The organism is Burkholderia mayonis (assembly GCF_001523745.2).
Taxonomy (GTDB): Bacteria; Pseudomonadota; Gammaproteobacteria; order Burkholderiales; family Burkholderiaceae; genus Burkholderia; species Burkholderia mayonis.
This window is the reverse complement of record NZ_CP013387.1, coordinates 2430222-2444749: the sequence shown is the minus strand read 5'-3', so window position 1 is coordinate 2444749 and position 14528 is coordinate 2430222. Positions and strand designations below refer to the sequence as shown.

Sequence of the window (14528 nt, the reverse complement as noted above, 5' to 3'; positions counted from 1 at the left end):
GGCGGGCCGCATGGATATCGATCCCGTCCCGCCGTCCGCCGATCGCTCGCTGCGCACGCACTCGCATCCGCGGCGCTGGCTCGCGTCGATTGCCTGTCTCACTCCTGCGCTGTACGCGCTGCTGTGGCTCGCGCTGCCGTACGCGTGGCGATACTGGCGTGCGGTCGTCGGATGGGGCGCGCGCCAGCTCGATCCGTCGCTGACCGCGGTCGTGCTCGGCTATCCGGCGCGGGCGCCGCGCGTGCCGCTGCTGTCGATCAATCTCGTTGCGCGGATGCCGAGCGGCACGCTGCTGTTCGCGACCGCCGCGGTCTGCACGGCGGGCTTCGCGGCCACGTTCGTTCGTCAGACGAAATGGCTGCCCGTTGCATACCTGCTACGGATCGCTGCGTTCGTGCAGCTGACGATTTGCCTGTATTTCTGGGCGATGTACGGTTCGGCCGCGTCCGGCGCGGCGACGCCGGGCACGTTCCCGTACGACGCGTCGCTTCATTTGCGAGATGTGTTCGTGATGAACGCCGCGGCGATCGCACTGATTCCGGTGCTGATGGCGGCGCTCTACTATCCGCTCGATTTCTCGTTCGCGCAGAAGGCGTTTGCGTCGTTGCTCGTGCTCGGCTATTTCGTGCTGGCGCTGCCGTTCGTGCTGCTGCTGCACGCGGTCGTGATCTATCACGGCTCGCTCTTGCTCGTGCCGTTCTGCCATTTCGTGCTCGGCGCGCCACTCCTGATCGGACTGCTCGTCACGCTTTACAGCTATTGCGCGAGCTGGCGCGGCGCGTTGACGCGCAAGCCGCCCTGAGCGGCCGAAAAGAAAAACCTCTCCGTATCAGCGCTGAGACGATTTCACGCGATTTCGTCAGAGGTGATCCATACGATCGATCGCAGAGCCAGATCGTTCGGGCATCCGAAGCAAATGGCACGGAGCTCGCTTCTACCGGGGGAGGGGGATTGCAGTGCTACGCCGAATACGAGGCAACGCTGTCATCGGAGGACGCCGGACAGCTTGCCGGCGCGAAGTGCGGCCATCACATCTACGAGGTCGGAACCGGCATGCCGGGCGGCGCGCCTGCCACATCGTGGCCGGTCGCGAGCCGCCCTTCCCTGTAGAGAGGAGCGCATTATGTTTGCAAAGTCAGGCAAATTCTTGCGAGTCGTGTTCGCGTTGTTCGCGCTCGCGTTCGCGTTCAGCCCAGGCGGTGCGCGGGCAGCCACCAATCAACTGCTGTTGCTGGTGCCGGATACGCTCACGCTGCCCGACTCGAGGGTGTCCGCCTGGCTCGACAGCGCACAGGAGGAAGGGTTGCAGATCACGGTGATGACCGACAGCCAGTTCATGCAGGCGGGCGCGACGCTGTCGCAATATCCGGGGCTCATCCTGCCCGACCAGGTGCATACGGTCGCCGACGACACGCTCGTCACCGCGATCCGGAACTACGTGCTGAACGGCGGCAAGGTGTTGCTCGTCTACGACTTCGGCGTGCTGAATTCGGCGGGCTTCTATCCGATTCCGAAATCGCGCTTCAGCTCGATGGTCGGCGTCGACTACGTACTGTACGACCAGCTCGGCGCCAACATGATCGGCCTCGGCAACGTGACCGGCATGAGCAGCTGGCTGCGCACGCTCCAGGTGCCGCCCGGCAAGTCGATGACGTGGACGACGACGTCGGCGACTGCGACGACGAACGCGCTGCTGTCGACGGCGGCCGGCGCGACGAGCACGGCCACGTCGGGCACGCTGATGTACTTGTCCGCGAGCCCGTCGAACCCGGGCGGCCTGAAGGGTTACAACCACGGCGCGTGGTTCGGCTACACATTGCCGAAGAATGGCAAGGGCACGTTCACGTCGACCGCGCCCAAGCTGACGGGCTTCGTCACCGGCAAGCCGGTCAAGTCGGGCACGTACACCGCGAGTTCGCTGGCGACCGCCGTGACGACCGCGGCGAACACGCTGCTCGCGACGACGAACACGCTGACTGATACGCTCGAAGGCATCTCGGGCTACGTGTACGGCTTCCTCACGTATCCGAGCTTCGTCACGCAAGGCACGTATACCGGCACGACGATCCTGACGTCGCCGACCTTCGGTCTCGTGTCCGGCTACAACACGTACGGCAACGGCGGCGTGCTGTTCGTGAACCTGCCGCTCGCGTACCTCGACGGCCAGACCGACGGCATGCTGATCCACGGCTACCTGCGCTACTTCGGCACGAACCTGTTGAAGCTGCCGTCACTGTCGAATTTACCGGGGGCGAAGGCCGGACTCGTGTTCAACTGGCACTTCTGCGCGGAAGACCAGATCCAACCGGCGATGTATCTGAAGAGCCTCGGCGTGTGGACGAACGGCCCGTTCTCGATCGTATTCACCGCCGGCCCGGACGAAGCGACGTTCGGCGACGGCGACGGCATCAACCTCGACTCCAACTCGACCGCGCTGAATCTCGTCAAGTACCTTCTCAGCAAGGGCCACCACATCGGCAGCCACGGCGGATGGATACACGACTACTGGGGCGCGTATGCGAGCGAGACGAACCAGAGCACGTTCCAGCAGTATCTGGTGATGAACCATCAGGCCGTGATGACCGCGACCGGGCAGCCCGACGTCGAATACGCGGCGCCCGAAGGCAACACGCCGGCCTGGTCTGTGAACTGGCTCGAAGCAAACGGCTTCAACGGCTACTACTTCACTGGCCACACCGGTTCCGAGCCGACCCGCGCGTATCGCAACGGCGCGCTGCTGAACCCGGGCCTGTGGTCATATCCGGTGATGCCGTTCGGCAAGTACGCGACGTTCGAGGAGTTCCAGCAATACGGCGTGCCGCTCACCGACGTCACGAACTGGTATACGAACCTCATCAACTTCGTCGTCGCGAACCGGACGAGCCGGCTGATCTACGCGCACCCGTACGGTGCGTCGTTCTATCCGACCGTGCTGGCGTCGATCTTCACGCAGGCGAACGCGTTGAAGCTGCTCGGCCGGTTCACGTGGTACACGATGAGCGACATCACGAACTTCGACCGCTCGCGTCTGAACGTTACGTGGTCGGAGACCGACATGGGCGGTAGCTGGGCATTCGCGGCGAGCCATCCGACGAACCTCGCGAACATGACGTGGCTGTTGCCGAAGGCGGCGTATGCACAGCCGGTCGTCACGCAAGGCGCGGCCACTATCGTCGGCACCGACGCGACGAACTGGCTCGTGATCGCCGGCACCGGCACGAGCCTCAAGTTCACGAGCGCGAAGCTGCAGTGATGTAGCTCATGCAACACGCCGCCGGCACGGCTTCGGCCGCGCCGGCGACGACACGGAAGCACAACCGCGCGGAAGCGCACGACATCATGAATCGGTCCGCGCTCGTCGGGGCCGCTTGCACATGCGCGGCGGCCCGCCTTCTGCTACGCTGCGCATCGCGCGTCGCAGCTCTTGCCATGTGCGGCGTCGCGCTTTGCGCGCACGCCGCCGAGTTGCAATTGAGCGGCTACTACCAGCGGCCCGACGGCGCAATCACCGTGCGCCTGAACGGCGCCGGCATCGATCCGTATTTCGCCGCGAAGGCGCTCCTCGGCGCCGCCGATGCGCAACTCGACGCGCGCCAGGCCGCGCGCGCATGGATCGCGTGGCTGCTGCCGCGCCAGCGCGCGGACGGCGGCTTCGACCGCTTTTGCGTGAAGGACAGTCAATACATCGCCTGTGCGGACGCCGACGCCGACGACTCGATGATGGCGACATGGATGGAGTTGCTCGTCCGCTTTGCGCCGCCGAACGGCATGCCTGCGAATTGGGCGCGCAGCCTCGCGCGCGCGAGCGCGCATCTCGACACGCTGCTCGACAAGCGCACGGGCGTCTATCAGATCTCGCCGACGCTGCACGTCGCGCTGCTGATGGACAACGTCGAAGTGCACAGTGCGCTGCAGGCGCTCGCCGCGTACTACATCCGGCGCTCCGACTACGCGCACGCGAGCCCGTGGAGTCATCGCGCCGACCGGCTGTCGGCCGCGATCCTGCAGGTGTTCTGGCGCGGCACGCAATCGGGCTTCCGGGCGAGCACGCAGCAGGTCGACGACACGAGCTTCTACCCGGAGAAAGTCGCGCAGATCTTTCCGATCCTGTCGGGCATCCACGTGCCCGATCAATCGAACGCGACGATCTACGCGCAATGGATGCACCGCTACGGCAAGACCTGGCTGCAACTCGCCGGCACTGACTATCCGTGGGGCTTGATCGCGCTCATCGCTTACAAGATGAACGACTGGAACACCGTCGCGTGCTGGCATGCGCGTTCCGGTCCCTATCGGCACGGTCCGCACTGGAACGTACTCGAGGAGGCGCTTTATCTGGCATTCGAAAGCAGGATGGCCGATCCGGTCGCGCCCGCGCGCTGCGGGTTCACGACGGCGTCGGCCGCCGCCGTGCTGCGTCGATGAAAAGACGCGTGCAGGCATCGCAAGTCATCGGAGGTAACGAGTCATGTGTGGCATCGTCGGCGCGGTCGCGCAACGGAACATCGTTCCGATTCTGATCGAAGGCTTACGCCGCCTCGAATATCGCGGCTACGATTCGTGCGGCGTCGCGACCGTGGTCGACGGCGTCGCGCGACGTGAACGCAGCGTGTCGCGCGTCGCCGATCTCGAAGCGCACGTGCGCACGGCCGGGCTGACCGGCAGCACGGGGATCGCGCACACGCGCTGGGCGACGCACGGCGCGCCTGCGACGTGCAACGCGCATCCGATCTTCTCGCGCGATCACATCGCGCTCGTCCACAACGGCATCATCGAGAATCACGAAGCGCTGCGCTCGCAGTTGTCCGAGCAGCATTACGAGTTCGACGGACAGACCGACACCGAAGTCGTCGCGCATCTGATTCACAGCAAGTATCGCGGCGACCTGCTGTCCGCGGTTCGCGACGCGACGTTGCAATTGCGCGGCGCATACGCGATCGCCGTGTTCAGCAAGACCGAGCCGAACCGGCTGATCGGCGCGCGCGTCGGCTCGCCGCTCGTCGTCGGGCTGAAGGACGGCGAGTGCTTTCTCGCATCGGACGCGCTCGCGCTCGCCGGCATCACCGATCAGTTCATTTTTCTCGACGAAGGCGACATCGTCGAGCTGACGCCGGACGGTGCGCGGATCGTCGATCGCAACGGCACGCCGGTCGCGCGCGCGGTGCAGACCGTGTCGTCGACGCAGGGCGCCGTGGAGCTCGGCGATTATCGGCACTTCATGCAGAAAGAGATCTACGAGCAGCCGCGCGCGGTGGCCGCGACGATTCCCGACGCCGGGCTCTTCGATCCGGCGGTGTTCGGCCATGACGCGCGGCGTGCGTTCGAGCAGATCGACAACGTGCTGATTCTCGCGTGCGGGACGAGCCACTACGCGGGACTGACCGCGCGCCGCTGGCTCGAGACGATCGCGCGGATACCCGCGCAGGCCGAGATCGCGAGCGAGTACCGGTACAGCGACGCGGTCGCGATGCCGAACACGCTGATCGTCGTCGTATCGCAATCGGGCGAGACGGCCGATACGCTCGCCGCACTGAAGTATGCGCAGGCGCTCGGCCACATCGACACGCTGGCGATCTGCAACGTGCCGACGAGCGCGATGATGCGGCAGACCGGGTTGCGCTTCCTGACGCGGGCGGGCCCGGAGATCGGCGTCGCGTCGACGAAGGCGTTCACGACGCAGCTCGTCGCGCTGTTCGTCCTTGCGGCCACGCTCGGGCGGATGCGCGGCTGCGTCGACGACGCACAGCTCGCGCGCTATTCGCAGCAACTGCGCCGGCTGCCCGGCGCGCTCGAGGACGTGCTCGCGCTCGAGCCGCAGATCGCGGGTTGGGCGGACGAGTTCGCCCAGCACGAGAATGCGCTGTTCCTCGGACGCGGGCTCCACTATCCGATCGCGCTCGAAGGCGCGTTGAAGCTGAAGGAGATCTCGTATATCCATGCGGAAGCGTATCCGGCGGGCGAGCTGAAACACGGGCCGCTCGCGCTCGTGACGCAGACGATGCCGGTCGCGACGATCGCGCCGAACGACGCGCTGCTCGAGAAGCTCAAGTCGAACATGCAGGAAGTGCGCGCGCGCGGCGGGCAGCTTTACGTGTTTGCCGATGCAGACACACGGATCGACAACGGCAATGGGATTTCGGTCTTGAGGATGCCCGATTACTACGGATTGCTGTCGCCGATCCTGCATGTCGTGCCGTTGCAACTGCTCGCGTATCACGCGGCGTGCATCAGGGGGGCGGATATCGACAAGCCGAGGAATCTGGCGAAATCGGTGACGGTCGAGTAGGGGGCTGGTGCGACGAGGCATCGCGCCGCCGATTCCGGACTATTGCCCGTTACTCGTTACCCGTTACCCGTTGCCCGTTGCGCAAACTGCGCCGGCGATGCGTGCCCGAGTCGCACGCGGTTTCCACGGAAGCGCGCGACGCAACGGCGAATTGAAGCAGCGCGGACCGGACGCCGGTAGGCGCGGCGTAATCGCCGACCGGTGTGCGCGCCGGGCAATGCGCCCGGCGCGGTGGTTTCGACGATGACCGCGGCGTTCGCACCGGTGCCGGCGATGCGTCGTCGAGCGGCGGTTATGCCGCGTTCGCTTCGCTTGTGAAACAACGAAAAGATCAACCGCCTACGCGTCTCGTTTTGTCGGGACCCCGAGTGTCGCGCATTGCTTCTCGGCCGCATCGTCTCGCAACGCACAGGATTGAAATCAGACGTCGACGATGCGAAAACGAGCATCGAATCCTGGATGCCGAGCCTGCAAGTCGCATATATCCGGATGACCGGACAGAAGCGTATTCCGATTCTCGTCGGCGATATGTTCGGAGCGCACCACGACAAGCCGATGCGGCGAAGAGGCGGTGCGGGCGCGTGCCGATCATGGCCGAAGTCCGTCGATGCATTATCCAATCACTTAATTCGATTATCTAATTATCATGTAAAGAATGGATTTTTGACATGTGAGTTTCAATGCACTAGCTTTAATCCGGTACGCGGCGCAAAAAAACCAAGTACCCCGGTGCAGGTCATCAACAACTGAAATAGCCTGTGGAGACAACCATGAAACCAACCGAATTCAAGATCACAGTGTCCGGCGCGGCGTTGGACGGGAGACAAATCGCGCACGCGTCCGCGCATCTGAACATCGCGCTGCTCACCGCGCTCGTCGGCGAAAATTCCACGCAGATCAAGGGGCCGGCGTGGAACGTGGTCTTGCCGAACGGCGGAAGGCTCATCCTGGCCGAGGCAGCGGAGCGTTTGCTCAGAGTCGCCGAACAAGAGCAGATCGGAGAGTGAGATGACGCCGGCTGGAGGAAACTCCGCTGGCGCGGCTTGGGCCGATGCGGGCGAAGCTTCGCTCGGCACCTGTCCGAGTGCGCCGGCCGAGTCGGCGTCGGCAGTGCTGGGTGCGGTGATGGACAGCGGGACCGTCGCCTATATCAGCCCGAAAATCCCGATCAGCCGCGAATTGCTCGACGGACTCCGTGCAAACGGCGTTCCGGTCGAAAACCGCGTTCGATTTCTCGGCCCATGCCTGGGCGGAAAATGCGCGCAGTGGACCGGACATCGTTGCGGACTCGCCGACGCGATCGTGAACCAGCCGGCCGTGCTTTCGCCGCCGGAAGAAGGACTGCCGAAATGCGGCATCCGAAGCACATGCAGGTGGTATGCGCAGCACGCGAGCGCCGCTTGCATGCAATGCCCCGTCGTCATCTATGAGCCGCACGCCGAATAGCGTGCCGATTTCGATGAAGGCGGTTGCATTCGCACGATGCCGGTACGCGGCAAGCATCAAGCATCGAGCATCGAGCATCGAGCATCGAGCATGACGTCCGGTGGCGACGGTCGCGCGTCGTAGGCAACGCGTCGCCGAACAGATTCCGTCTGGACGGAGCATAGCTATCAGCCATTCCGCTTGCGAGGCGATGACGCGAGCAAGCGGTCGTCGACGTGCACCGGGGCCTGAATGTCGACAGCCATGTGTATTTCTCGTGATGCCTTGAGATCGACGTTTCGTTGAAATGCGTGCGAGGGCGATCGTTCGCGCGGCGGAATGCCGCCATTCACGAGATGTGGCAGTGTCGATGAACCACCTGGCCTGCGATGCGACGATTCGCCCGCAACCGCTACGTCTTTGCGGGTCCGGGTCATTTTTTCCGTGATTTTTCCGTGATCGCCGGCGCGTCGCATGGCTGAACGTGCTTGCCGGTCGTGCCGGCACTGAAACATCTTTCCGACGACCCGGCTCGGCGAACCTGAAGCGGCGTTGGAAATCCTCGATTCGAAAGCAATTGCATCGCTTTGCAGATCCGTGTTGATACGGGCCGCCGCAGGCGAACACGCGACGAACCGCGATTTCAGCCGAAGTGCCCGGTATCCGTTCAACAGGGTGGGCGGTCAATCAAAGGAATTGCATCTCGCGTGCGCCGTCTGGTTTCGTTCTGTTGCGACCGAATCGACGAGGCGCATGCGGGCGCAGCCGCATCCGATTCCCGCCATGTACGCGACCGCAATTGGCCAATCACGCGAAGCGATCACATTGCCGCTAATATAATCAGACGAATCTGGCAATCAGCACCTTGCAGCGGCCTTCGACGTTCGCCATCGGCGCCGTATGCAAGCCTCCGACAGCGGCAATCCACGTCGCTCAACCATCGACCGAAAAAGCCATGCACGACAAATCGAAAGCTTACGCTGCATATTGGAGGAATTCGCTCGTCGACGCCGAGTTGGGAAAGGGGACGCTGAAAAGAGACGAACTGGACGCGCACCGGAAGGTATCGGAAACGGAAGCGCAAACAGGTTTCCTGCACGAGGATACTGTTGCGGCATTTTTTTCCGAGGAAGAAGACGATACCCGCTTCGTCGAAGTCGTCTATCGCCCGTTGCTTTACCGAGCGAAAGTCGAGCACGGCAAGATTGCTGAACAATTGCCGGAATGGGTTGCGCCGATCGTCACACAGGCGCTGTTGTCGCGCGACGGCTGCTTGCTGCCGAAAAACGACACGATCGTTCCCAGGGATATCCTGCAGCCGCTCGAAGCCGGCGCTTTTTCGATCGGAACCGTCGACGACCTCGACACGTTCCTGACGAAAGAAGGCGGCGCGCCGAACATGCTTCCCTCCGACGTGATCGACGACAGCGGCATGCAGCTCGACGAATTCGCGAAGCGCTGGGCTGCCTATCTCGCCGGAGTGCACCGCATGCTGGATGCGGTATGCGGCGCATTCGTCTTCCGCACGCAGCAGTTCATGCTCGTCGATCATGCGCTCGTACTGAAGAAGAACGTCATCAAAGGCGCGACGCAGCATATCGTTCCGCTATACGACCATCTGCGCGACAAACGTCCCGAGTCGCCGCTCTTCGACACCTACGCGCGCGAGACCGCCGCCGAGATCGAGCCGTGCCTTTCGCTCGACGCGTCGTTTGCCGACAGACTGGGACATTCGAGCGATCGCTTCGCGCTCGTCGACGCGCAGCGCGCGGCGCTCAATCACGTGCTTGCCGCGCAAGACGGCGAAATCGTCGCCGTGAATGGTCCGCCCGGCACGGGCAAGACGACGCTGCTGTTGTCCGTCGTCGCGTCGCTGTGGGCGCGCGCGGCGCTCGACGGCGGCGATCCGCCCGTGGTGTGCGCGGCGTCGACCAACAATCAGGCGGTGACCAACATCATCGACGCGTTCGGAAAGGACTTCTCGCACGGAGACGGGGCTTTGGGCGGCCGGTGGTTGCCCGGCGTCGCGAGCTTCGGCGCTTATATGCCGTCGCAGCAACGCGAAACGGAGTCGGCCGGCAAGTATCAGACCAACGCGTTCTTCGACGCGATCGAGACGACCGAATACGTCGATCGGGCGAGGGCGGAGTACCTGTCTCACGCGCGGGCGGCGTTTCCCGGCATGAAGGAGCCGACCGTCGCCGCAGTCGTCGCGCGGCTTCAGGATGAACTGAAGACGCTGGCCGGACGGCTCGCGGCCGCCGAAGGACATTGGCGTTTGTTGCGCGATGTGGAGGATGAGGTCGCGAACGAACTTGGCGGCGATGCCGCGAACGAAATGGCGCGCAGGCGCCAGGATGCAGCCGATAAAGGCGCGGAAGCGCGGCGATGGAAGACGATCAAGGATGGATGGGAGTCCTATCGGGCACGAGAGTCGCTGATTTACGCGTTCTTTTCGTGGTTGTCGCCTGTCGCGGACAAGCGCATCCGATTGGCGCGCGAACACCTGAAAGAAGCGTTGCGCGACGACTCGTTTGCGCCCGAGTCGCTGGGGGCGACGATGTCGGAGATCGAAGCGGCGATAGGTGAGTATTTTCAGGAGCACGCCCGATCGCGCGATGCCGCGACGCTTTCGGTAGCGCGCGGCGAATCCGTGCTGCTTGCGCTGTCGGACGCGCAAGGCGACTTCCGGACGGCCGCGCGCGAAGCAGGCCTCGAAGTCGACGGTGAGGCGCTCACGCTCGCGCAGTGCGACCTCATCGCCGATACGCAACTGCGCTTCCGGATCTTCCTGTTGACGACGCATTACTGGGAAGGCCGCTGGCTGCTCGAAATGGCGCAGTGGATGCCCGCGATCCTGAAGACGAAGGAAAAGCGCAACCCCGGCCCTTCGACGCTGATGCCGCGCTTTCGGCGGCGCATGATGGTGACGCCGTGCATGGTGTCGACGTTCGCAATGTTGCCGAAGTATATGCGGACGTTCGTCGCCGGCGAGGGCGGATTTCGCGGCGAGTATCTGTACAACTTCATCGATCTGCTGATCGTCGACGAAGCGGGGCAGGTGCTGCCCGAAGTTGCGGGCGCGTCGTTTGCGCTTGCGCGCAAGGCGCTCGTCATCGGCGACACCCAGCAGATCGAGCCGATCTGGTCGATTCCGCGTCAGGTCGACTTCGGCAATCTCGCGAATCTCGGGCTGGTGAGCGGAGAAAGCGAGACGGCGCAATACGAGAAGATCGCCGAGACCGGAAAGGCCGCGGCGAGCGGCAGCGTGATGCGCGTCGCGCAGAATGCGAGCCGTTTCCACGCGGACCCCGAGCTCGAGCGCGGGCTTTATCTCTACGAGCATCGACGTTGCTATGACGAGATCATTGCGTTCTGCAACACGCTTTGCTATCGCGGCAAGCTGCTGCCGCGGCGCGGGCGGGCGCCGGTCTCTGACGCGCAGGCGCCGGACTGCCTGCCGCCGATGGCGTACTTGCACATCGACGGCATCTGCGAGAGCCTGCCGACTGGAAGCCGCCGCAATCTGCTTGAAGCCGAGACGATCGCTGCGTGGCTCGCCGCGAATCGCGCGATGCTGGAAGCGAAATATCAAGCGCCGCTCGCTCGAATCGCCGGCATCGTGTCGCCGTTCGCCGCGCAGGTCGCGGCCATCCAGGCGGCGTGCGAGAAGCGCGGCATCGAAGTCGGCCGGGCCGACGGTCAACTGACGGGCGGCACCGTGCATTCGCTGCAAGGCGCGGAACGCCACGTCGTGATCTTCTCGCCCGTCTATTCGAAGCACGACGACGGCCGCTTCATCGACCGGAGCGCGAGCATGCTCAATGTCGCCGTCTCGCGCGCAAAGGACAGCTTCCTCGTGTTCGGCGACATGGATGTCTTTACGACAGCCGCGCCGAGCGAGCCGCGCGGCGTACTGGCGACGTTTCTCTTTAGTCGCCCCGGCAACGCGCTGCCGTTCGAGCATCGTCCGCGCACGGATCTGCAAACGCGCGATGCGGCGGTTTCTCAGTTGCGCGATGCGGCGGGGCACGATGCGTTTCTGCTCGACACATTGTCGCGCGTCAAGGCTTGCATTCAGATCGTGACGCCGTGGCTGCGGCTCGATCGGGCGAAGGAAGTCGGCGCATTCGATGCGATGTGCGAAGCGGTCGATCGCGGCGTCGACGTCGCGATCTACACGGATCCGCAGCTCAATATCGGCGATGCTGGCCCCGAGGCCGAGAGCAGGCACGAGCGCCTGCTCGCCGACACAGAGGCGTTTCGGGAGGCGGGAATTGCGGTGACGTTCGTGCGGCGGGTGCACAGCAAGATCGTCATCGGCGACGAAGAGATCTATTGCGTCGGCTCGTTCAACTGGCTCAGCGCAGCGCGCGCGGGAGCGTATGCGCGTCACGAAACTTCCTTGCTGTATCGCGGTTCCGGTCTTTTGAACGAGATTCTGTCGATGCGCAAGAGCCTGCTGCAGCGGACGGTCACGACCGGACCGTTCGCAAGCGATGGGCGGCAGGCGAGTCGACGTCCGTCGGAGCAAACGTGACGCGCGGGCAGGCGGTTGAATTTCGCGCGGTCATGACGGTCCGAGCATTGATCAAAGCGGTGGCGTATGCAATTTGCCGCTGAAACGGAAGTGCGCCACGCAGTTTGAGGATGCGGCAGCCTTGCATCGCAGGAGACGCTGCGCCGAACAGGTTTCATTCGAACGAAGCAAAGCCGCCGGTGAAGCGATGACGCAAGCCCGGCGGCCATCGACATGCACGATGCCTGAACGTGGGCAGGCATCCATGCACATGCCTTTTAGCGTCGATCGATCGACGTTCGTGCCTCATGCGAGCGATTGCGACCGAGCCCTGCCTATCCCTTTCTTCATACGATGTCGAAAACGACAGGTGGTTTGCCTAATTGACGGCATCGCGCCGCGGTCGCGTCGCCCGGCGCGCCTTCGTCCAGGCGATGGATGCGCGACCGGCGTTCGGCGCTATGCCCACAAGAAGAATAAGGATATCGAATTGTCTGAACGAGAATCGCTCCTATTATCGTCCGCATCTCACTACCGTTCATTTTCATGAAAACGCTTCAGACAATTTCCGCGTTCGCGCTGGCCGTGTTCGCCGCTTCGGCGACGCAGGCTTTCGCTGCCGACGACACGTACAACCTGACTCTGAAGGATCACAGATTCTCGCCCGCGGGTCTCACGATCCCTGCCGACAAGAAAGTGAAGGTGACGGTCAGGAACCTCGATACGACGCCCGCAGAATTCGAGAGCGACGATTTCAAGGCGGAGAAGGTGATTCCCGCGGGCAAGCAGGCCGACGTTCTCATCGGGCCGCTAAAGGCAGGCGTGTACGAGTTCCACGACGAGTATCACGAAGCCGAATCGAAAACCAAACTGACCGTCAAGTAAGCGCTGCACAACATGCTCTCCACCGCCGTCATCGTATTCCGGGAGGTGCTCGAAGCGGCACTGGTCGTGTCCATCGTCCTCGCGGCGACCAAGGGCGTGCCGAGGCGTGGGTGGTGGGTGAGCGGCGGCCTGCTCGGCGGCGTGATCGGCGCCGCGCTCATCGCGGCGTTCGCCGACGTGATCTCCGCATGGGCGTCGGGCATGGGGCAGGAGGTGTTCAATGCGGGCGTGATGTTCGTCGCGGTCGTCATGCTTGCGTGGCACAGCATCTGGATGGGCAAGCATGGCCGCGAGATGGCGCAGCAGTTGTCGTCGGTCGGTATGGCCGTCGCGGCGGGCAGCCGGCCGCTGACGGGGCTCGCGGTCGTCGTCGGCGTCGCGGTGCTGCGCGAAGGTTCGGAAGCCGTACTGTTCCTGTACGGCATCGCGGCGGGCGATCCCGGACAGACGCCGCAGATGATCGTCGGCGGCGTGCTTGGCGTGCTCGGCGGCGTCGGGCTGGGCGTCGGCATGTACGCGGGGCTGCTGCAAATCCCGTTGAAGCGCCTCTTTTCCGTGACCAATGCGCTGATCGTCCTGCTCGCCGCCGGCATGGCGAGTCAGGGCGTCGGATTTCTCGTGTCGGCCGGCTGGCTGCCGTCGTGGGGCGATGCCGTCTGGGATACGTCCTGGCTGCTGAAGGAATCGAGCGTCGTCGGCAAGATGCTGCATACGCTCATCGGCTACACCGCGCGACCGGCGGGTGTTCAGATCGCCGCTTATGTCGTCACGTTGCTCGTCATCGCGCTGCTGGCACGCAAAGTGTCGCGCACGCAGCAAACTTCGGCGGCGCCGACGCAGCCGGCGTGACGGCCGCCGGCTCGCGTGCCGGGCGACGTTTATCATTGGCCGCCCGGTTCGTCTGAGTCGGGCCGGGGGACACGCGGCGATCGGCCGCCGTGAAGTCCAATGTCCCCGTCACGGAAGCGGACCGCCGCGACCGCAGTCGCACAACGCGGCGCATGCCGCCGCATTCGGCTTCGACGCGTGCGGCGCTTTCGAACGACGCCTGCAAGCGAGACTTGGCTTGCGTGACGCAATGGCCGCTCGACCGCGATCGCCGTGAAAATCCTGTCGCTTGCCAAGTGCGCGTTGCAGCTTCCGGAATGACCTCGGGCTCGTCGACGCCGCCTCTCTGCCGCTCCGCATATCGCACGTTTTTTTGCTCTGTCATCGTCGGGTCACTCCGCATCCTTAGTTTTCCTGTCTATTACCGACCGTTACAATGTAGATGCCACACGGCGCGGCGCTCGCGAGAAACCGGATCGACATCGTGCCGATCCGGTTTCTGCTTTAGGCGCGTCGTTCGCCGCCGTGCGGCGATTGCTTGCACGGCGGCGTGCGTGACGTAACGAAGCGCTCGCCGCATCGTCG

Annotated in this window: 11 protein-coding genes; 10 read left to right on the top strand and 1 reads right to left on the bottom strand. The window is 64.0% G+C overall.

Annotation, left to right across the window (positions count from 1 at the left end; translation table 11 throughout):
- Positions 1-10 precede the first annotated feature (10 nt).
- The 7 genes from WS70_RS29850 to WS70_RS29825 all read left to right on the top strand — a co-directional run bounded on the left by WS70_RS29850 (position 11) and on the right by WS70_RS29825 (position 7732).
- On the top strand, positions 11-802 hold the full coding sequence (locus WS70_RS29850) for a hypothetical protein (protein WP_059596930.1): 792 nt from the start codon (positions 11-13) through the stop codon (positions 800-802).
- 321 nt (positions 803-1123) lie between these two features.
- Positions 1124-3253, top strand: a complete 2130-nt coding sequence (locus WS70_RS29845) for a polysaccharide deacetylase family protein (RefSeq protein WP_059596931.1) — start codon at positions 1124-1126, stop codon at positions 3251-3253.
- Positions 3254-3339: 86 nt separating this feature from the next.
- The gene (locus WS70_RS29840) at positions 3340-4425 is read left to right on the top strand and encodes a hypothetical protein (RefSeq protein WP_059472323.1); all 1086 of its coding nucleotides are present in this window, start codon (positions 3340-3342) and stop codon (positions 4423-4425) included.
- Positions 4426-4468: 43 nt separating this feature from the next.
- Complete coding sequence (glmS, locus tag WS70_RS29835; RefSeq protein ID WP_059472315.1) at positions 4469-6286, top strand: glutamine--fructose-6-phosphate transaminase (isomerizing); 1818 nt, start codon at positions 4469-4471, stop codon at positions 6284-6286.
- A gap of 378 nt (positions 6287-6664) precedes the next feature.
- Entirely contained in the window at positions 6665-7036 is a 372-nt protein-coding gene (locus tag WS70_RS32030) for a hypothetical protein (RefSeq protein WP_156438253.1), read from the top strand.
- A 20-nt stretch (positions 7037-7056) separates the two neighbouring features.
- Positions 7057-7293, top strand: coding sequence for a hypothetical protein (locus WS70_RS29830; RefSeq protein WP_010110536.1), 237 nt, complete (start codon positions 7057-7059; stop codon positions 7291-7293).
- A gap of 1 nt (position 7294) precedes the next feature.
- Entirely contained in the window at positions 7295-7732 is a 438-nt protein-coding gene (locus WS70_RS29825) for a hypothetical protein (protein ID WP_059472314.1), read from the top strand.
- 167 nt (positions 7733-7899) lie between these two features.
- On the opposite strand, the gene WS70_RS32025 is transcribed toward WS70_RS29825, so the two are convergent.
- Positions 7900-8382, bottom strand: a complete 483-nt coding sequence (locus tag WS70_RS32025; protein ID WP_159082993.1) for a hypothetical protein — start codon at positions 8380-8382, stop codon at positions 7900-7902.
- A 284-nt stretch (positions 8383-8666) separates the two neighbouring features.
- On the opposite strand from WS70_RS32025, the gene WS70_RS29815 reads away from it, so the two are divergent.
- The 3 genes from WS70_RS29815 (at position 8667) to WS70_RS29805 (ending at position 13964) form a co-directional block, all read left to right on the top strand.
- The gene (locus WS70_RS29815; RefSeq protein ID WP_059596932.1) at positions 8667-12251 is read left to right on the top strand and encodes an AAA domain-containing protein; all 3585 of its coding nucleotides are present in this window, start codon (positions 8667-8669) and stop codon (positions 12249-12251) included.
- 525 nt (positions 12252-12776) lie between these two features.
- On the top strand, positions 12777-13115 hold the full coding sequence (locus WS70_RS29810; protein WP_059596933.1) for a cupredoxin domain-containing protein: 339 nt from the start codon (positions 12777-12779) through the stop codon (positions 13113-13115).
- Positions 13116-13127: 12 nt separating this feature from the next.
- Positions 13128-13964: an FTR1 family iron permease gene (locus WS70_RS29805; RefSeq protein WP_059596934.1), complete on the top strand. Its 837-nt coding sequence runs from the start codon at positions 13128-13130 to the stop codon at positions 13962-13964.
- The last annotated feature ends 564 nt before the right edge of the window (positions 13965-14528 follow it).